The sequence below is a fragment of the Xenorhabdus bharatensis genome (genome assembly GCF_037996705.1).
Lineage (GTDB): Bacteria > Pseudomonadota > Gammaproteobacteria > Enterobacterales > Enterobacteriaceae > Xenorhabdus > Xenorhabdus bharatensis.
Genome location: NZ_JBBMXG010000006.1, coordinates 1 through 19,278, shown reverse-complemented (window position 1 = coordinate 19,278; position 19,278 = coordinate 1). Strand labels below are relative to the sequence as shown.

Annotated in this window: 18 protein-coding genes; 11 read left to right on the top strand and 7 right to left on the bottom strand. The window is 44.0% G+C overall.

Features of this window, described 5'->3' with window-relative positions; genetic code table 11:
- From lpxA to AAC855_RS07315, 9 genes are all read left to right on the top strand, one after another.
- A complete protein-coding gene (gene lpxA, locus AAC855_RS07355; RefSeq protein WP_099124347.1) occupies positions 1–798 on the top strand; it encodes an acyl-ACP--UDP-N-acetylglucosamine O-acyltransferase in 798 nt (265 codons plus the stop codon).
- Between the two features lie 4 nt (positions 799–802).
- Positions 803–1,987 carry a lipid-A-disaccharide synthase gene (gene lpxB, locus AAC855_RS07350; RefSeq protein ID WP_422824363.1) on the top strand — a complete coding sequence of 395 codons (1,185 nt, stop codon included), beginning with the start codon at positions 803–805 and terminating at the stop codon, positions 1,985–1,987.
- Positions 1,987–2,577 (top strand): ribonuclease HII, encoded by a 591-nt coding sequence (rnhB, locus tag AAC855_RS07345; RefSeq protein ID WP_099124349.1) that lies wholly within the window; start codon positions 1,987–1,989, stop codon positions 2,575–2,577. Before lpxB ends, rnhB begins: the two co-directional genes overlap by 1 nt.
- Before the next feature lie 28 nt (positions 2,578–2,605).
- Positions 2,606–6,088 (top strand): DNA polymerase III subunit alpha, encoded by a 3,483-nt coding sequence (gene dnaE / locus AAC855_RS07340; protein WP_340608961.1) that lies wholly within the window; start codon positions 2,606–2,608, stop codon positions 6,086–6,088.
- 12 nt (positions 6,089–6,100) lie between these two features.
- Positions 6,101–7,060, top strand: a complete 960-nt coding sequence (gene accA, locus AAC855_RS07335; protein ID WP_340608960.1) for an acetyl-CoA carboxylase carboxyl transferase subunit alpha — start codon at positions 6,101–6,103, stop codon at positions 7,058–7,060.
- 150 nt (positions 7,061–7,210) lie between these two features.
- The gene (locus AAC855_RS07330) at positions 7,211–8,128 is read left to right on the top strand and encodes a DMT family transporter (RefSeq protein ID WP_340608959.1); all 918 of its coding nucleotides are present in this window, start codon (positions 7,211–7,213) and stop codon (positions 8,126–8,128) included.
- 30 nt (positions 8,129–8,158) lie between these two features.
- A complete protein-coding gene (gene tilS / locus AAC855_RS07325; protein WP_340608958.1) occupies positions 8,159–9,529 on the top strand; it encodes a tRNA lysidine(34) synthetase TilS in 1,371 nt (456 codons plus the stop codon).
- Between the two features lie 441 nt (positions 9,530–9,970).
- Positions 9,971–10,222 (top strand): hypothetical protein, encoded by a 252-nt coding sequence (locus tag AAC855_RS07320; RefSeq protein ID WP_340608957.1) that lies wholly within the window; start codon positions 9,971–9,973, stop codon positions 10,220–10,222.
- Between the two features lie 86 nt (positions 10,223–10,308).
- A complete protein-coding gene (locus AAC855_RS07315; protein WP_340608956.1) occupies positions 10,309–10,779 on the top strand; it encodes a hypothetical protein in 471 nt (156 codons plus the stop codon).
- Positions 10,780–10,890: 111 nt separating this feature from the next.
- Here the strand turns inward: AAC855_RS07315 and rof are convergent, their stop codons facing one another.
- The gene (rof, locus tag AAC855_RS07310; RefSeq protein WP_340608955.1) at positions 10,891–11,157 is read right to left on the bottom strand and encodes a Rho-binding antiterminator; all 267 of its coding nucleotides are present in this window, start codon (positions 11,155–11,157) and stop codon (positions 10,891–10,893) included.
- 313 nt (positions 11,158–11,470) lie between these two features.
- On the opposite strand from rof, the gene nlpE reads away from it, so the two are divergent.
- On the top strand, positions 11,471–12,160 hold the full coding sequence (gene nlpE, locus AAC855_RS07305) for an envelope stress response activation lipoprotein NlpE (RefSeq protein ID WP_340608954.1): 690 nt from the start codon (positions 11,471–11,473) through the stop codon (positions 12,158–12,160).
- Positions 12,161–12,258: 98 nt separating this feature from the next.
- Here nlpE and proS read toward each other — a convergent pair whose 3' ends face one another.
- The 6 genes from proS to metN form a co-directional block, all read right to left on the bottom strand.
- Positions 12,259–13,980: a proline--tRNA ligase gene (gene proS / locus AAC855_RS07300; protein ID WP_340608953.1), complete on the bottom strand. Its 1,722-nt coding sequence runs from the start codon at positions 13,978–13,980 to the stop codon at positions 12,259–12,261.
- Between the two features lie 119 nt (positions 13,981–14,099).
- Positions 14,100–14,807 carry a tRNA (N6-threonylcarbamoyladenosine(37)-N6)-methyltransferase TrmO gene (gene tsaA / locus AAC855_RS07295; RefSeq protein ID WP_340608952.1) on the bottom strand — a complete coding sequence of 236 codons (708 nt, stop codon included), beginning with the start codon at positions 14,805–14,807 and terminating at the stop codon, positions 14,100–14,102.
- A gap of 34 nt (positions 14,808–14,841) precedes the next feature.
- On the bottom strand, positions 14,842–15,234 hold the full coding sequence (gene rcsF, locus AAC855_RS07290; protein ID WP_340608951.1) for an Rcs stress response system protein RcsF: 393 nt from the start codon (positions 15,232–15,234) through the stop codon (positions 14,842–14,844).
- A 241-nt stretch (positions 15,235–15,475) separates the two neighbouring features.
- Positions 15,476–16,291, bottom strand: coding sequence for a MetQ/NlpA family lipoprotein (locus AAC855_RS07285; RefSeq protein ID WP_340608950.1), 816 nt, complete (start codon positions 16,289–16,291; stop codon positions 15,476–15,478).
- Between the two features lie 125 nt (positions 16,292–16,416).
- A complete protein-coding gene (locus AAC855_RS07280; RefSeq protein WP_099108890.1) occupies positions 16,417–17,070 on the bottom strand; it encodes a methionine ABC transporter permease MetI in 654 nt (217 codons plus the stop codon).
- Positions 17,063–18,094, bottom strand: coding sequence for a methionine ABC transporter ATP-binding protein MetN (metN, locus tag AAC855_RS07275; protein WP_340608949.1), 1,032 nt, complete (start codon positions 18,092–18,094; stop codon positions 17,063–17,065). The genes AAC855_RS07280 and metN overlap by 8 nt, the downstream gene beginning before the upstream one ends.
- Before the next feature lie 188 nt (positions 18,095–18,282).
- Here metN and gmhB point away from each other — a divergent pair, with 188 nt between their 5' ends.
- The gene (gene gmhB, locus AAC855_RS07270) at positions 18,283–18,849 is read left to right on the top strand and encodes a D-glycero-beta-D-manno-heptose 1,7-bisphosphate 7-phosphatase (protein ID WP_340608948.1); all 567 of its coding nucleotides are present in this window, start codon (positions 18,283–18,285) and stop codon (positions 18,847–18,849) included.
- Positions 18,850–19,278 lie beyond the last annotated feature (429 nt).

Sequence of the window (19,278 nt, the reverse complement as noted above, 5' to 3'; positions counted from 1 at the left end):
ATGATTGATCAGACCGCTGTTATTCATCCTTCTTCAATTATTGAAGAAGGAGCTGTTATTGGTGCCAATGTTCGTATTGGCCCATTTTGTTATATTGGTTCGCAAGTAGAAATTGGTGAAGGGACTGAATTGAAATCCCACGTTGTGATTAACGGGATAACTAAAATTGGTCGAGACAACCAAATTTATCAATTTGCCTCAATTGGTGAGGTCAATCAGGATCTCAAATATCAGGGTGAACCGACTCGTGTTGAGATCGGGGATCGTAACCGTATTCGCGAAAGTGTATCCATTCACCGTGGTACTGTTCAGGGTGGTGGATTAACTAAAGTCGGCAGTGATAACCTGCTGATGATTAATGCTCACATTGCCCATGACTGTATTGTGGGGGATCGCTGTATCATTGCTAATAATGGTACTTTGGGCGGGCATGTCATTTTAGGTGATTACGTGATCATCGGTGGTATGACAGCCGTTCATCAATTTTGCCAGATTGGCTCCCATGTGATGGTCGGTGGTTGCTCTGGTGTTGCTCAGGATATACCCCCTTATGTTATTGCGCAGGGGAATCACGCTACGCCTTTCGGTTTGAATATTGAAGGCCTGAAGCGTCGTGGTTTTGATAAAGAGTCGCTGCACGCTATTCGTAATGCTTATAAAGCACTTTATCGCAGTGGGAAAACGTTGGAAGAAGCCAGAAACGAGATCGAAACTCAGGCCGAAAACAACCCACACGTGAAATTATTCAGTGATTTTCTGGCAAATTCAGCAAAATCCAGTCGCGGCATTATTCGCTAAGTAGATAAAGGGTGTTCCTTTGACTACCATTTCTTCTGTTAACCATCAGCGCCCACTGACAATTGGCTTAGTCGCCGGAGAAACTTCCGGTGATATCCTGGGGGCAGGGCTGATCCGTGCATTGAAAGCTAAAATTCCTGACGCCCGCTTTGTGGGTGTCGCAGGTCCTCTTATGCAGGCCGAAGGCTGTGAAGCCTGGTATGAGATGGAAGAACTGGCGGTCATGGGGATCGTTGAAGTTCTGGGGCGTTTGCCGCGTTTACTGAAAATCCGCAAAGATTTAACAACTCGCTTTACGCAGTTGAAGCCGGATGTTTTTGTTGGCATTGATGCGCCAGATTTTAACATCACGTTAGAAGGCCGCCTGAAACAGCAGGGGATCCGGACGATTCATTATGTTAGCCCATCGGTATGGGCATGGCGCCAGAAGCGGGTGTTCAAAATCGGGCGTGCAACAGATCTGGTACTGGCATTTCTGCCCTTTGAAAAAGCATTTTATGATCGGTTTAATGTTCCGTGCCAGTTTATTGGGCATACAATGGCTGATGCCATGCCGTTACAAACGGACAAAATAGCCGCCAGAAAAGGTTTAGATATTCCGGCTGATGCCCATTGTCTGGCTATCCTGCCGGGCAGCCGCCACGCTGAAGTAGAAATGCTCACTGCCGACTTTTTGAGAACCGTGCAGTTACTCAGGAACAAACTTCCTGATCTGCATGTATTGGTTCCATTGGTAAATGCCAAACGGCGTGAGCAATTCCAGCGTATAAAAAATGAAGTTGCCCCGGATTTATCCATTCACTTATTAGATGGTCAGGCTCGTGAAGCTATGATTGCCAGTGATGCAACTTTACTGGCATCCGGTACGGCAGCACTGGAATGTATGTTGGCTAAATGCCCGATGGTGGTGGGTTATAGAATGAAGCCTTTTACATTCTGGCTGGCAAAACGTCTGGTAAAAACCCCCTATGTTTCTTTGCCTAATTTACTGGCAGGCAAAGAATTAGTTAAAGAATTACTACAGGACGAATGTGAGCCTCAGGCACTGTCGGCGGCGTTATTGCCATTGTTGCGTGGTGGTGTTGAGGTGGAAGCGTTGAAAGAAACCTTCCTGCATTTGCATGAAAGTATTCGCTGTGATGCTGATGAACAGGCGGCACAAGCGGTACTGGAATTAGCGAGAAAATAATGAATTTTGTTTATCCGCAGGCGAATCTGATTGCCGGTGTTGATGAAGTTGGGCGTGGCCCGCTGGTGGGGGCCGTGGTGACTGCGGCAGTTATTCTGGATCCGGCCAGACCCATTACTGGCTTAATGGATTCGAAAAAACTGACAGAAAAACGTCGTGAGGCGCTTTATCTGGAGATCACCGAAAAAGCGTTGTGCTGGAGCCTTGGGCGCGCTGAACCGGAAGAGATTGACCGTATCAATATTCTTCATGCCACCATGCTTGCCATGCAGCGGGCTGTTGAAGGTTTAGCTATTCAGCCAGATTATGTCCTGATTGACGGAAACCGTTGCCCTGTATTGTCGATGTCAGCACAGGCCGTCGTTAAGGGAGATAGTCTGGTTGCAGAGATCAGTGCCGCTTCCATTCTGGCTAAAGTGACACGGGACAGAGAAATGGCTGAGCTGGATAAACAGTTTCCTGAATATGGTTTTGCAAAGCATAAAGGTTATCCTACCGCCCTGCATTTGGAAAAGCTGTCTCTGCTGGGTGCGACGGAACACCATCGTAAAAGTTTTGCGCCAGTTAAACGCGCGCTGGCTATTGGATAAAAATCTGGAATAAGTATCTGGACAGTCTATGACAGAACCACGTTTCGTACACTTACGTGTTCACAGCGATTATTCAATGATTGATGGCTTAGCCAAAACCGGCTCACTGATAAAAAAAGTCGCCGGATTGGGGATGCCTGCTTTTGCAATCACTGATTTTACCAATCTGTGTGGCCTTGTGAAGTTTTATGGCAGTGCCCATAGTTCAGGAGTCAAACCCATTATTGGGGCAGATTTCTATATGGAAAGTGAGCAGTTGGGTGATGAGTATGCCCATCTGACCGTTCTGGCCCGCAATAATGAAGGTTATCAAAACCTGACTTTATTGATTTCTGAAGCTTATCAGAAAGGCTATGGAGCGGTCGGCCCGACGATCAAACAGGAATGGCTGGCTAAACACAAGGCGGGGTTGATATTGCTGTCAGGCGGACGCATGGGGGATGTCGGCAAGTTTTTGCTGCGTGGTAACCGCGTATTAGTCGATCAGTGTCTGGATTTTTATCAGGAACATTTCCCGGATAGCTACTATCTGGAACTTATTCGTACCGGGCGTCAGGATGAAGAATCTTACCTGCACGCGGCGGTTGAACTGGCAGCAGAAAAAAACCTGCCGGTTGTGGCGACCAATGATGTCTGTTTTCTGGAAAGTAGTGATTTTGACGCCCATGAAATTCGCGTTGCTATTCATGACGGCTATACACTTTCCGATCCTAAACGCCCGAAAAATTACAGCCCACAGCAATATCTGCGCAGTGAGCAGGAGATGTGTGATCTTTTTTCAGACATCCCTGAGGCATTAGCAAATAGCGTAGAAATTGCAAAACGCTGTAATGTCACGATTCGGCTCGGCGAATATTTCCTGCCCAAATTCCCGACAGGGGATATGAGTACCGAAGACTATCTGGTCGAAAAATCAAAACAGGGGTTAGAAGAGCGTCTGGAATTCCTCTATCCCGACCCGGCAGTCAGAGCCGAAAAGCGGCTGGAATATGATGAACGTCTGGATATTGAATTAAAAGTTATCAACCAGATGGGCTTTCCCGGTTACTTCCTGATCGTGATGGAGTTTATCCAGTGGTCGAAGGATAATGGTGTGCCGGTAGGGCCGGGGCGTGGCTCTGGTGCGGGTTCTCTTGTCGCTTATGCGCTGAAAATCACAGATCTCGATCCACTGGAGTTTGACTTACTGTTCGAACGTTTCCTGAACCCTGAACGTGTCTCCATGCCTGACTTTGACATCGATTTCTGTATGGAAAAACGTGATCAGGTGATTGAGCACGTTGCTGATATATACGGACGCGATGCGGTATCACAGATCATTACCTTTGGTACGATGGCAGCAAAAGCGGTAATCCGCGATGTGGGGCGCGTGCTCGGGCACCCTTATGGCTTTGTTGACCGGATATCTAAGCTGGTTCCTCCCGATCCGGGAATGACGCTGGAAAAGGCGTTTGTCGCAGAGCCTCAGCTACCTGAAATTTATGAAGCGGATGAAGAGGTTAAAGCGCTGATAGACATGGCGCGGAAACTGGAAGGTGTCACTCGTAACGCAGGTAAACATGCTGGTGGCGTGGTCATCGCGCCGACTAAAATCACTGACTTTGCACCTATATATTGTGATCCGGAAGGATTGAACCCGGTTACTCAGTTTGACAAAAACGATGTCGAATACGCCGGGCTGGTGAAGTTTGACTTCCTTGGCCTGAGAACCCTGACCATCATCAACTGGGCACTTGAGATGGTCAATGCCCGCCGTGTCGGAAAAGATCTGGAACCGATAGATATTGCGGCAATCCCACTGGATGATCAGAAAAGTTTCGATATGCTGCAACGCTCCGAAACGACCGCTGTCTTCCAGCTTGAATCCCGTGGCATGAAGGATTTGATCAAGCGTCTGCGTCCTGACTGTTTTGAAGATATGATCGCACTGGTGGCCTTGTTCCGGCCGGGGCCTTTGCAATCGGGAATGGTGGATAATTTTATCGACCGTAAACACGGACGGGAAGAGATTTCGTATCCGGATGTTGAATGGCAGCATGAAACACTGAAACCTGTACTGGAGCCAACTTACGGCATCATCCTGTATCAGGAACAGGTCATGCAGATTGCACAGGTTCTGGCAGGTTACACGCTTGGCGGGGCGGATATGCTTCGTCGTGCGATGGGTAAGAAAAAACCGGAGGAGATGGCTAAGCAGCGCTCAGTCTTTGAGGAAGGGGCGATAAGTCAGGGAGTTAATGGCGAACTTGCGATGAAGATCTTCGATCTGGTGGAGAAATTCGCAGGTTATGGCTTCAATAAATCTCACTCCGCTGCTTACGCGTTGGTTTCTTACCAGACATTATGGTTAAAAGCGCATTATCCGGCAGAATTTATGGCTGCGGTAATGACAGCGGATATGGATAATACAGAGAAAGTTGTTGGTCTGGTGGATGAGTGCTGGCGTATGGGGCTGAAAGTCCTGCCACCGGATATCAATAGCGGGTTATACCATTTCCACGTCAATGATGAAGGCGAAATTGTTTATGGTATTGGCGCAATCAAAGGGGTCGGTGAAGGGCCGATTGAAGCCATCATCGAAGCCCGTCAGAAAGGCGGGCATTTTAAAGAATTGTTTGATCTGTGTGCCCGGGTTGATACTAAAAAGCTGAACCGCCGAGTGATGGAAAAGCTGATTATGTCAGGGTCATTCGACAGGCTAGGGCCACATCGTGCTGCTTTGATGTCTTCGCTGGAAGATGCCCTGAAAGCGGCGGATCAGCATGCTAAGGCAGAAGCCACCGGGCAGGCTGATATGTTCGGGGTACTGGCGGAGGAACCTGAACAGGTTGAACGCTCATATGCCAGTACACCTAAATGGCCGGATCAAGTGGTATTGGATGGCGAGCGCGAGACGCTGGGATTATATCTGACAGGCCATCCGATCACCGGTTATTTAAAAGAAATTGAACGATATACGAATGGGTTACGTCTAAAGGATGTGAATCCAACACCCCGTGGTCAGGTGACTACTGTGGTCGGTTTGGTACTGGCATCCAAAATTGTGACGACTAAACGAGGTAATCGGATTGGTATCTGCACATTGGATGATCGTTCAGGACGGCTGGAAATTATGTTGTTCTCCGATGCTCTGGAAAGATATCAACATTTGTTAGAGCAGGACAAAATTTTAATCGCAACCGGACAAGTCAGCTTTGATGACTTTAGCGGTGGGCTTAAAATGACAGCGCGAGAGTTAATGGATATCAGTGAGGCGCGTGAAAAATTTGCACGTGGGCTTGCTATCTCGTTATCAGACAGGCAAATTGATGAGCAATTATTGAACCGTCTCCGTGGTGCACTGGAACCACATCGTTCAGGCACGATACCGGTTCATCTTTATTACCAGCGGGTAGATGCCCGTGCCCGTTTACGATTCGGGGCAACATGGCGGGTAACTCCAACGGATACCCTTTTGACAGATCTGCGAACTCTGCTGGGTAGCGAGCAGGTAGAATTAGAATTTGACTAAAATAGGAACGTTATGAGTCTGAATTTTCTGGATTTTGAACAGCCGATTGCTGAGTTGGAAGCGAAAATCGATTCGCTCACCGCGGTTAGCCGTCAAGATGAAAAGCTAGATATCAATCTGGATGAAGAAGTCCAGCGTCTGCGGGGAAAAAGTGTCGAACTGACTCGCAAAATATTCTCTGATTTGGGAGCATGGCAGATTTCTCAGCTGTCACGTCATCCTCTCCGTCCCTATACGCTGGATTATATTCAGCGCATTTTCACTGACTTTGAAGAGCTGGCAGGCGATCGTGCCTATGCCGATGACAAGGCTATCGTCGGTGGTCTGGCACGTATTGAAGGCCGTCCGGTCATGGTTATCGGGCATCAGAAAGGCCGTGAAACCAAAGAAAAAATCCGTCGTAACTTTGGTATGCCATCGCCAGAAGGTTATCGCAAAGCGTTGCGCCTGATGGAAATGGCTGAGCGCTTCAGACTGCCGATTATTACTTTTATCGATACCCCGGGCGCATACCCCGGAGTGGGTGCGGAGGAGCGAGGCCAGTCAGAAGCCATTGCCCGTAACCTGCGTGAAATGTCCCGTCTGTCTGTCCCGGTTATCTGTACTGTTATTGGTGAAGGTGGTTCTGGTGGTGCTTTGGCACTGAGTGTCGGTGATAAAGTGAACATGTTGCAATACAGTACGTTTTCTACCATTTCTCCGGAAGGTTGTGCGTCTATCTTGTGGAAAAGCGCGGAAAAAGCGCCTCTGGCAGCAGAAGCGATGGGAAATACTGCTCCCCGCTTGAAAGAACTGAACCTTATCGATACGGTGATCCCTGAACCGTTGGGTGGCGCGCATCGCAATTACGACATGATGGCAGAATCACTGAAAACGCAAGTGTTGGCAGATCTTGCTGAGCTGAGCGAACTGAACAGTGAAGAGTTGGTTAACCGCCGTTATGAGCGCCTGATGCAGTACGGTTACTGCTAATACCCTTCGTTTTTTGACTATTTTGTTGCAGGCGGAAATATTGGTGAATAATAATTCGCCAATATTTCCGCCTGTTTTATTGAGTATGGGAAAAAATCAGTAAAACTATATCTATTGCAGCACTTAAAAAATAACAAACTGGGTTTTGCTATGGCCAAATATAAATATATTATTTATGCGTTTTCCTGTGTGTTTATCTGGAGCTTTATTCCTTCTATATCGCGCTTTGGTCAGAAAGAGATGGACCATTTTCAATTTTTATTCTGGTCAAATGTACTGTCTGTGCTGGCGGTTTTTTTGGTTGCAGTGATGATGGGAAGAAACTGGAAGCATCTTTTATTTGTTCCTTTTCCTGTCATGATTAAGGTATTTATATTAGGTGCTCTGGACTGTTTTTTCTATCTGCTGCTGTATTATGGTTATTCCATCGAAAATGGTGTTGCTGTTTTAGTTATTCAATATAGCTGGCCGTTGATGATAATCGGGTTATCATTTTTCCTGTTTAAAGAAAAACTGTCTATTAAGCAGATGATAGGCATGGCAATTGGCTTCATCGCAGTTGTGATTACTTTTACTCAGGGGAATATTACCGAAATTTCCGTGCAGCATCCGCAGGCTCTGCTTCTGGTCTTTAGCGGAGCATTCTGTTTTGCTCTGTTATCTGTTTTATCAAAACATTTTGCCATTGACCCTTATATCAGTACGTTTTGGGTATTCGTTAACTCAACAGTCGTCTCTCTCATCTTCTTATTGGCATTCAGTAAATTTAACTGGCCTGTGGGAGATTCACTGATGCCAACAGTGCTGAATGGCATCATATTAAATGGAATATCCTATATTATCTGGTTCAAAGCTATGAGCAGCCCAGATTCGCCTAAAATAGCCTCAATATTATTTTTATCACCGATATTGTCGATGATGTGGCTGATTTTGTTCTTTGGTGATGAATTTGTGCCGGCCTACGTAGTAGGATTAGCGCTGGTAATCATATCCGGGATACTTTGCATCAGTGCAAAAAATAAAGCTGATACACAAAATAAACGGCCGGACGATTTAATTGAAGACTGACTTTTCGGTCTGAAAAAGAGTTTATCCACAATGAATAATATCTATGAGCCTCTGATGCTGAAATTAACTGATCAGATAGGGGCACATAAAAAATTTTTAGTCGGGTTTAGCGGTGGATTAGATTCCACCGTCCTGTTGCATTTACTGGCTCGTCTGCGTCAACAAACTTCGCAATCATGCAGTGATAAACAGAACGCATTCACTTTAAGGGCGATTCACATTCATCATGGTCTGAACGCAAAAGCAGATGAATGGGTTGCTCACTGTCGTCAGATTTGTGCAGATTGGCAGGTTGATTTTTGTGTTGAAAAAGTGAGTTTGGATAGCCGTAAAAAAGGTATTGAAGCGGCAGCCCGTGATGCCCGTTATCAGGCTTTTAAACATGAATTACGGCAAGGGGAGATTCTGTTAACAGCACAACATCTTGACGATCAGGCTGAGACATTTTTACTGGCATTAAAGCGCGGCAGTGGCCCGGCGGGGTTGTCTTCCATGCCCGTTGTTATGTCGTTTGCTGAGACAACATTAATTCGCCCATTGCTGAATATCAGCCGGGTAGAATTAGAACGCTATGCACAGGAACACAGGCTGAGATGGGTTGAAGATGATAGTAATCAGGATGATCGTTATGATCGTAATTTCCTGCGTTTGAATATCATGCCGTTACTCAATCAGCGTTGGTCACACTTTTCACAGGCTGTTTCCCGTAGTGCGGGTTTGTGTGGTGAGCAGGAGCAATTGCTGGATGAGTTGCTTGAGGAATCGTTAAATACCCTGATAACCTCGGAAGGATCAATAGCTATTCTGCCTTTGGAGATATTTTCTGAGGCAAAACGTAATGCACTATTGCGTCGATGGCTCAGCCGGTACGGAGTGAAAATGCCGTCACGTGAGCAGCTTCAGCGTATTTGGTCAGAAGTGGCTCTTTCCCGGCAGGATGCCGAGCCGCGTTTCAGATTAGGACAGCTTGATATCCGTCGTTATCGGCAGCAATTATGGCTGGTTCCTCAGTTTCAGTCGCTCGCTGGTGTTGTTATGAGTTGGGATACAGAAAAGGAGCTGCAATTACCTGATGGGCTGGGAACGCTTTTTCTTTCCGATAGCAAAGAAGGGATGGAAAAATCAGTTGGTATTAGGACTCCTAATAATCATGAACAGGTTACGATCCGCTTTGGCATTCAGGAAAATATCAGCATTGTAGGGAGGCAACATTCCCGCCATAGTAAAAAATTATGGCAGGAGTTTGGTATTGCTCCCTGGCTCAGGGAAAGAATCCCACTGCTCTACTATGATGACAAACTTATTGCTGCCCTGAGTGTTTTTGTGACGAAAGAGGGGCAATGTTTGGCGGATGATCGGCAACTTTCCATTCTATGGCATAAAATCTTGTCTGATAGTTAGCTACTCGATCGTTATAGTCTGGCGGAGTAAGACTTTAAGAGATTACATTAGAAATGATGTGATCTTTTTTTATTAAGTAAATTCAATACACTGCATAAATTCACCCTGGTTAAGATGTATAATTGAAATAATTTAATGTTGAAAATATATAAAATTATACTAAATTTTAAAATATAAGATAACTTTTAATGATAGAGGTTGATTTTAAATTTAAAAGAAATGGTATTTCCAGAGTAGAAGATAGTTAATTAAAATTTAAACTATGCATTTAAATGTTTATCAATGAAGTCAGGTTATTAATGAAATTTAATAAATTATTTAAAAATCAAATATGATGTAAAGATGGATAAGATCATAATTAACTAAATGCTATCGATATTATTTTAAAATAATATTTTTATGGCGCAGATTTTGATATTCGGATTTTCATATTGGAAATATATGTTACCTCAAAGAGTTAGGGGGAATGGATATGAGGGTAGTGCATCTGGCTTGGGAGTATATTGCGGAAGCTGTGTTTCCTCTGATGATGAAGAATTAATAAATAAGATAACGGATTACTTTTCCCAGATAGGTGCTATAGCTGGAAAGATAGTACTCTTTAACAAAAACGATATGTCATTAGGGTTTTTTAACAGTATTGGAATATTGACAGTTATTAGTAATGGTGCATGTAAATGTGTTATTGGATAATACCCAATAATATTATTTTTATAATTTTATAAAATAGAAAATTCATCTTAGATGATTATTGTTTTGTGTAACAACAGGAATTAATTATGAAAAAGTATAATTGGTTGATATTAATATTTACTATGGTTATTTGCTCATGTTCAACTAATTTTGTAGATGGGAAAAGGAAAACTATACTTGCTGAAAAGTTTCATTCTATTAATAAATCAGTTGACTCCAGTTTAGGCATAAGACCAGGAGTCACTTTTATGAAAGAGTGTGGACGTGGGTATGTGGTTGGTTTATGGTCTAATGCTAGTCAGTGGAATCAATGGGCGGTATGGTTGTCACCAACTGGGAGCCGGAGTGGTGGTAAGTCGAAAATATATTGGGAATACAGTGATTTAAGTACTGATAATGATAGCGGGAAAAATGCCTATGCAACTCTTCTGGCTGCTCAGGCTAGTGGGCAGATGGTTGTGCTCTTGGACGACGATTATGGAGCTCGGTGTAATGAATGGGGACCAGATGAAAATAGAGGACCTCAATTCGATTCAGTACAAATTTGGTTTCCATAACGATAACAATGAAAAAATTGACTTCACAATGACAAAAGTCCTCAAATTAGATGAGGACTTTTTGTTATGCGGTAATTCTTTGTTGTGTAGTAAACGTGTTAAACACGCTGTTTACAATGAAGAATGCTCAACAACAATTGTGCCAATTTCTGGATTGCTGAAACTGATAATGTGATCCAATCTTAACTCACGGGTTTCTTCATTTGATTCCACGAGAATGTATTCGATTTTTTTTCTCAGAATCAATTGAATTGCTTTCCCTTCAAAAATCTCACCACCCCGAAGTTGGATGTGTAAGTGAAGCTGATGCTGACAAGCTAGCTCAAGGCTCTCATAATCATCACAATTAATGGGTTGATATTCAGTATCTATAGACATATTCGCTCACCACTATGTTAGTGGCGGTTATCGTGCCGCCCGCGATTGACCAAACTCAGATGCAAAAAAATGCTACCTACGACTATAGCACAGTAAGTTTTTCCTGATGACTGTGACTGTATAAGTTTGTTGAGTTACTTTGAAAAAGCCAGTAGGTTAAAGCTTAACTTTATCATTAAACAACAAAATTACGTCATATTAGCGGGTTTTTCACGGTGTGTTTTGAGATACGGTAAAGTAATGTCAAAGCTGTTCATGTCTTATGTGTAACTCATGTTAAAACTGGACTTTCTGCTGCATTTATTGGATGAAAATGATGAATAAGAACATATTGCTTGCTTTGGTCGCATCGGGTGTACTGACTGCGGTTGGATGTCAGACTAATCCCCCTGTACATCAGGTTGATTCGACATCCCCAAATAAATTTACAACCAACGAGAAAGTGTTTAATGGTGTGATACCTTGTGCTGATTGCGCAGGTATTGAAACTACCTTACAACTTGCGAAAGATGGCTCGTATATTCTGGAACAAACTTATCTGAAATCGGGGAAAGAAGAGCCTTTTTTTGATACAGGCCATTGGGTTGTTAATGGTAAAAAAATAAACCTGACCAGCGGAGAAGAGGGTAAAAAAGCGTATTACCAGATGCAGGGAGAAAATCTGGTTATGCTGGATATGAATGGTGAGCCAATCCAGTCCACATTGAATTATGAACTGACAAAAGTCACGCCTCAAAAACGGATTGGAGAATATATTTATTTCGCGGATAGTGCGACTTTTACGGAGTGTCGTACAGGGAAACACTACGATGCCTCGGAAAATATTGATCTGGAACGGGGGTACAGCGCAACAGGTGTTGAAGGTGGCAAACCTGTTTATGTCGAAGTAGAGGGATATTACACACTTCGCCCTTCAATGGAAGATGGATTATTTGATAACGCACTCATTCAGACAGGTAAAATCCATTTTGACAAGTCCTCTTCCTGCCAGACTAAAAAGTAAGAAGTGATAGAAAGCATTCCCACATACAAAAAAACCTGCGCACTGAGTACGCAGGTTTTTTATTACTGACTTTGCCTGATAGCAGGATCAAGGCTTAATCATGATTGTTTGATGTTACTTTTCAGGTAGTCAACTACGTCTTCCAGTTTCAGCATCTGCTTATCACCGGTACGACGATATTTGTATTCCACTTCGTCGTTATCGAGATTACGATCCCCAATAACGACAGTATGTGGTACACCCATTAATTCCATATCGGCAAACATGACACCCGGACGTTCTTTGCGATCATCTAAAATGACATCAATACCATTAGAACGTAAGTCTGCATAAAGTTTTTCTGCTACTTCTTTGACACGGTAAGATTTATGCATGTTCATTGGCAAAATTGCGACTTGGAATGGGGCAATAGCATCTGGCCAGATAATACCGCGATCATCGTGATTCTGTTCGATAGCCGCCGCGACAATTCGGGTGACACCAATCCCGTAACATCCCATGGTCACAACCTGATTATGACCATCTTCGTTCTGTACGGTAGCTTTCAGTGCATCTGAGTATTTGGTGCCGAGCTGGAAGATATGACCGACTTCAATACCACGTTTGATCAATAACGTGCCCTGACCATCCGGGCTGGCATCGCCTTCAACCACATTACGGATATCGGCAATTTCTGGCAGAGGAAGATCACGCTCCCAGTTAATACCAAAATAGTGCTTATCATCAATATTGGCACCAGCCCCAAAATCGCTCATGACAGATACTGAGCGGTCAATAATCACAGGCATAGGCAGATTGACCGGGCCTAAAGAGCCTGGGCCAGCGTTAACGATAGCGCGGATTTCTTCTTCCGTCGCGAATTGCAGCGGGCTGGCGACTAAAGCCAGTTTTTCTGCTTTAACTTCATTTAATTCATGATCACCACGAACCAACAACGCAACCAGCTTGTGTTCGCTTTCTTCTGCGGCATGGACGATCAGAGTCTTGACCGTTTTTTCAATCGGCAGATTGAACTGTTCTACCAGTTCAGCGATGGTTTTCGCCTTTGGTGTATCCACCACACGCATATCTTCTGCCGGAGCAGTGCGTTCTGCGGATGGCATGACGGCTTCAGCCAGTTCAATATTAGCTGCGTAGTTAGACTCCGTGGAGAAGACGATGTCATCTTCGCCGCTGGCAGCCAGAACCTGAAATTCGTGGGATGCACTACCACCAATAGAACCTGTGTCAGCTAAAACAGCGCGGAAATCCAGCCCGATACGGGTAAAGATCTTACTGTAAGCATCGTACATCTTATCGTAAGTCTCTTGCAGAGACTCTTGAGTGGTATGGAAAGAGTAAGCGTCTTTCATGATGAATTCACGTGAGCGCATAACGCCAAAGCGTGGGCGAACTTCATCACGGAATTTGGTTTGGATCTGATACAGACTTAGTGGCAGCTGTTTATAAGAAGTCACTTCATTGCGAACCAGATCAGTGATGACTTCTTCATGGGTTGGTCCCAGAACAAAAGGACGGGCACCGCGATCTTCAAAACGCAGTAATTCCGCACCATATTGTACCCAACGACCACTTTCCTGCCATAAATCTGCTGGCTGAACTACCGGCATGGAAACCTCAACCGCCCCGGCATTATTCATTTCGTCACGAACAATGTTTTCAACTTTTCTCAACACGCGGACACCGGTCGGCATCCAGTTGTACAAACCTGAAGCGAGTTTACGGATCATTCCTGCACGAAGCATCAGTTTATGACTGACTACTTCTGCATCAGCAGGCGTCTCTTTCAAAGTAGACAGCAAATATTGGCTAGTACGCATAGTAAGTTTCCATTGGACAGCAAATTGCTTCTAGGTGGCAAATGAAGACAGAGCCACCGAACCCCAAAATAAAGTAAACCGTTAGTCTACCAGTCAGCTTACGATGTCAAAAGGAGTTTTCAGCGGAGTTCGATAGAAACGACTTCTGTTATGGCACCATTAATTAACCAACGGACATTAAAATCCAGAATATGGGCGGCGTATATGCGGTTTTCCTGTTCTTTCTTACGGTAGGCCGGGCGCGGATCCTGAGCTAAAATCTGGCAGATAAAGCGTCGTAATTGCGGATAACTTACCTGATGGCATAAAAGTTGATGTTCTGCGTTTGAAGAAAAGCAGACCTCCATATCTGTACTTGGTGCCTCCTGAGCAAATCCTGCTTTGGCATCAGGGCGCGATTCAGCAAAAGGCAGATAAGGTTTAATATCGAGTACGGGCGTTCCATCCACGAGATCTAAGCTGCCAAGTTGCAGCAACACGCGATTGTTCTGGTAATCAATCCCTTTCAGTTCAACTAAAGACATCCCAATCGGATTAGGGCGGAACGTTGAGCGGGTGGCAAATACCCCCATTTTTGCATTGCCGCCTAAACGGGGAGGGCGAACCAGCGGGTTCCAGCCCCCATTCATCGTTTGGTGAAAAACGAAAACAATCCATAAATGACTGAACTGCTCTAATCCCCGTACAGCATCTACCTGATTATAAGGAGCGAGTAATTCGAGTTGCCCGGTGCCATCTTCCACCAAACCCGGTTGACGGGGAATGGCAAACTTCTCTTTATAAGGAGAATGAATGGTTCCTATTTGAGTAAAATGAAAATCTGCCATGAGTCTTTTTTAGTACCCAATTTACAATGAATGATTAATTCGTGGTTCTTATTGCCGTACCTTCGCAGATAGCTATCTGATAACAGCCCTGACCAGACATAATGGCGCATTGGTGAAGTAAGACGGCGTTGGCATTCAGGCTAGAGGCTTTTGCCAGCATTTTCTGCCGTGCAGTTGCAATACTTGCCGGAGGATCCTGAAATGTATTGCGGCAGGATTCACCAGCAACAATACCGAGATCTTTAAATGGTGAACCCAACAACTCATCTGGTTTTTTATAAAGGCGGACATAAGTTGCCTCTTTATTTCTGAGAGCTGGATATTGCTCAGCTTCAGAGCCTTGCCTGTCAGTTTTATTAATCTGAGTTGGCAATGAAGTACACCCAACTATAAAAAGTGCCATGAAACAGACAGGTAACATACGCATTGCGCTTTTATCCTTATTACGGTTGCATCAGTGAGTGTGGGATTAATTCCAATATATCCTTCGTCTTTCAAGTTGCCTCTTTGTTGGCTGCACTCACTCACCCCGGTCACATAGTTAGCTATGCTCCTGAGGATGAACTCGCTTGTCGCCGCGATGCAATTTGAAATTCATTGGGTATAAAAAGGGGCGGATATTTTTATCCGCCCCAGAATTTTAATCTTGATTGTCTAAATATGAAAGATTACCAGCCTTTTATTGCTCCGCCCTTGAATGCTATTTGAGCTTCCTGCTCAACTTCAGGAGATTGATAGGCTTTCACAAATTTTTGTACATTTTCTGCATCTTTATTATCTTCACGGCTTACGATGATATTCACGTAAGGTGAATCTTTATCTTCAACAAAGATCCCGTTCTGCTCTGCTGTCAGGCCAATCTGCCCGGCGTAGGTATTATTGATAAGAGCCAGCGCGATTTTTTGGTCGTCCAAGGCGCGAGGCAGCTGTGGTCCTTCTAGCTGAACAAGATCCAGCTGTTTAGGGTTGCTGGTGATATCCAGAATAGTTGGCAGCAGACCAACACCCGCTTTCAATGTGATAAGACCCTGTTTTTGTAATAACAGCAGAGCACGGCCCTGATTGGTCGGATCATTCGGAATAGCAATCTGAGAACCATTCTGAAGTTCATCCAATGATTTTATCTTTTTAGAGTATGCAGCCATTGGAAAGATGAAAGAGTTACCTACAATCGCCAGCTTATAATGACGTTCTTTTATTTGCTGATCTAAATAAGGTTTGTGCTGGAAGACATTAACATCAATGTCTCCCTTGCTCAGTGATTCGTTTGGCAGTACATAATCATTGAATGTTGTCAGTTCAACATCAAGGCCGTATTTCTCTTTCGCTACTTTTTTCGCGACTTCAGCAACCTGTAATTCAGGCCCCGCAATAACACCGACTTTAATATGGTTTGGATCTCTTGGCTCCTGACCACAGCCTGTAAGTGCTAATGTGCCTAATAAAGCCCCGATGACTGCAATGGATTTCAATTTCACTGACATATTTTACCCCTATTGAATACTGATTAATAACCTGTCTTATTAAATTATCGTACTACTATAGTGAGGCTTTTGAATGTAAGCCCTAATAATAGGTGCCGATAATGACACCTTTTGTTGAAATAATCTTATTTACGATTCACGGCCTTAACTAAATAGTCGCCGCCTAACTGAATCAGAAAAACCAGAACAACTAATAATGCGAGAACCGTATTCATCACCGTTGCATTGTAGCCAATATAGCCATATTGATAGCCAATCTGACCGAGACCACCTGCACCGACAGCGCCACCCATCGCTGAGTAACCAACCAGCGTAATCAGAGTAATAGTGGCCGCGTTGATCAAACCCGGTAATGCTTCAGGTAACAAAATCTTTTTCACAATCTGGAGTGGAGTCGCGCCCATTGCACGTGCTGCCTCAATCAACCCTGATGGAATTTCTAATAAAGCATTTTCCACCATACGGGCAATAAAAGGTGCTGCACCGACTGTCAAAGGAACAATCGCCGCTTGTAATCCGATTGACGTTCCTACAATCAGCCGGGTGAATGGGATCATCCATACCAGTAAAATAATGAACGGAACAGAGCGGGTAATATTGACCAGCGCAGAAAGAATACGGTATAGCGTACCATTTTCTATGATTTGCCCCGGACGAGTGACATACAAAAGCACGCCCGCCGGTAAACCAATCACGAAGCCAAAAAAGCCGGAAACAAAAGTCATCACGAGAGTTTCCCAGACTCCTTTAGCTAATAATAAAATCATTCCTTCAGACATAACCGAGAACCTCTACTTTCACATGATGCTCTTTTAAAAACGTAATTGTTGATTCAATGCTGCTGTTCTCACCATCCAATTCAGCCAGCATAACCCCGAACTTAACCCCGCCAGCATAGTCCATCTGGGAACTCAATATGCTGACATCGATATTAAAACGACGAACTGCCATGGAAATTAATGGGGCATCCACTGATTTACCTGTAAATTCCAGTTTCACTAACGGGCATTTATCCGATGCAGGTTCAGACTGTAACTTTTGCAGATAATCTTCAGGTATATCCAAATGTAATGTGGATTGAATAAACTCCTGAGCAACAGGCGTTTTCGGATGGGAAAATATTGCGCTGACCACATCCTGCTCAATCAGTTGTCCACCACTGATAACGGCAACCTGATCACAAATGCGTTTAACAACATCCATCTCATGGGTAATCAGCAGGATGGTTAACCCTAAACGACGATTAATGTCTTTCAATAATTCCAGAATAGAACGAGTTGTTGCCGGATCCAGTGCGCTGGTGGCCTCATCACACAAAAGCACTTTGGGTGAATTTGCTAAAGCACGGGCAATGGCAACACGCTGTTTCTGACCACCTGATAAATTAGCAGGATACGCATCATGCTTTTCGGAAAGGCCAACCAGCTCCAGCAATTCACTGACTTTTTTCTTTATTTCTGCCTTTGGCGTGTTATTCAGTTCTAAAGGTAATGCTACATTGCCAAATACCGTTCTGGATGACAGCAGATTAAAATGTTGGAAAATCATACCAATCTGACGACGGGCACGGGTCAGTTCACGCTCAGAAAGAGAGGTTAAATCCTGCCCATCAACCAATACCTGACCCGAAGTAGGGCATTCAAGCATATTCACACAGCGGATTAATGTACTTTTCCCTGCACCAGAAGAGCCAATGACACCATAAATCTGCCCTTGGGGAACATGTAGATTGATATCAGAAAGTGCTTTTATGCAGCGCGTTCCTTGTTGAAATACTTTATTTACCTGGTTCAGTCTTATCATTTTTATTCTTGTTCTCTTATGAGATATAAAAGTGAATAACTTGAAAGCATTTGCAACAAGTCATGAATTAATGTGGATGTTAAGGCGTCTAGACGTCTAAGTCAACTAGGAATAAATTAAATGCTGCATTCTCATTCACTGACAAATCATGCGATACTGTGGACTTTGTACATTCTTGGAGCAATCAGGTGACTCAAGGTATTCCCGCTGTATTTTTAGATCGTGACGGCACAATTAACATCGATCATGGGTATGTTCATGAAATAGATAATTTTCAATTTATCGATGGCGCGATTGAAGCCATGCTTGAATTGAAAAAAATGGGTTATGCGCTGGTATTAGTAACAAACCAATCCGGGATTGCCCGGCAAATGTTTACAGAAGATCAGTTTTTACAGTTAACAGAATGGATGGATTGGTCACTGGCAGACCGGGGTGTTGATCTCGATGGTATCTATTATTGTCCGCATCATCCAGAAGCAAGCGATGAACACTATAAAAAGATGTGTGATTGCCGTAAGCCACAACCGGGTATGTTATTTGATGCACAGAAAACACTACACATTAATATGGCGGCTTCTTATATGGTAGGAGACAAAATAGAAGATATGTTGGCAGCGAATGCCGCAGGTGTTGGAACAAAAGTCCTTGTGCGGACAGGAAAACCGGTAACAACAGAAGCAGAGCAGTCTGCAGATTTAGTCATTAATAGCCTTTCTGACCTACCAAAAGAGATAAAAAATAGTCAAAAATAGCCTTTTAGGCTAAATTGTAAGCGCTTGAAAAAGAAATTGAAAAAAACGCTTGCGTAAATTCGAAGGCTCCCTATAATGCGCATCCGTTGTCACGACAAACACACAAACAAGTCGAGATGACAAGAGTTGAAAGCCACGAAAATAAAGGCTTGACACTCTGAGAGGAAAGCGTAAGATACGCAGCCTCGCAACACGGAAGACACTTCCGGTTGCCACCGCTCTTTAACAACATAATCAGACAATCTGTGTGGGCACTCGCAAGACACTATCGACATGCCGAAAGGCAAAAAAGATTAAAGTCTTGAAGAGTGACTGAACAGTTAATTCATTACGAACTAACAGTAAGAATTCTTTGAGCATCAAACTTTTAATTGAAGAGTTTGATCATGGCTCAGATTGAACGCTGGCGGCAGGCCTAACACATGCAAG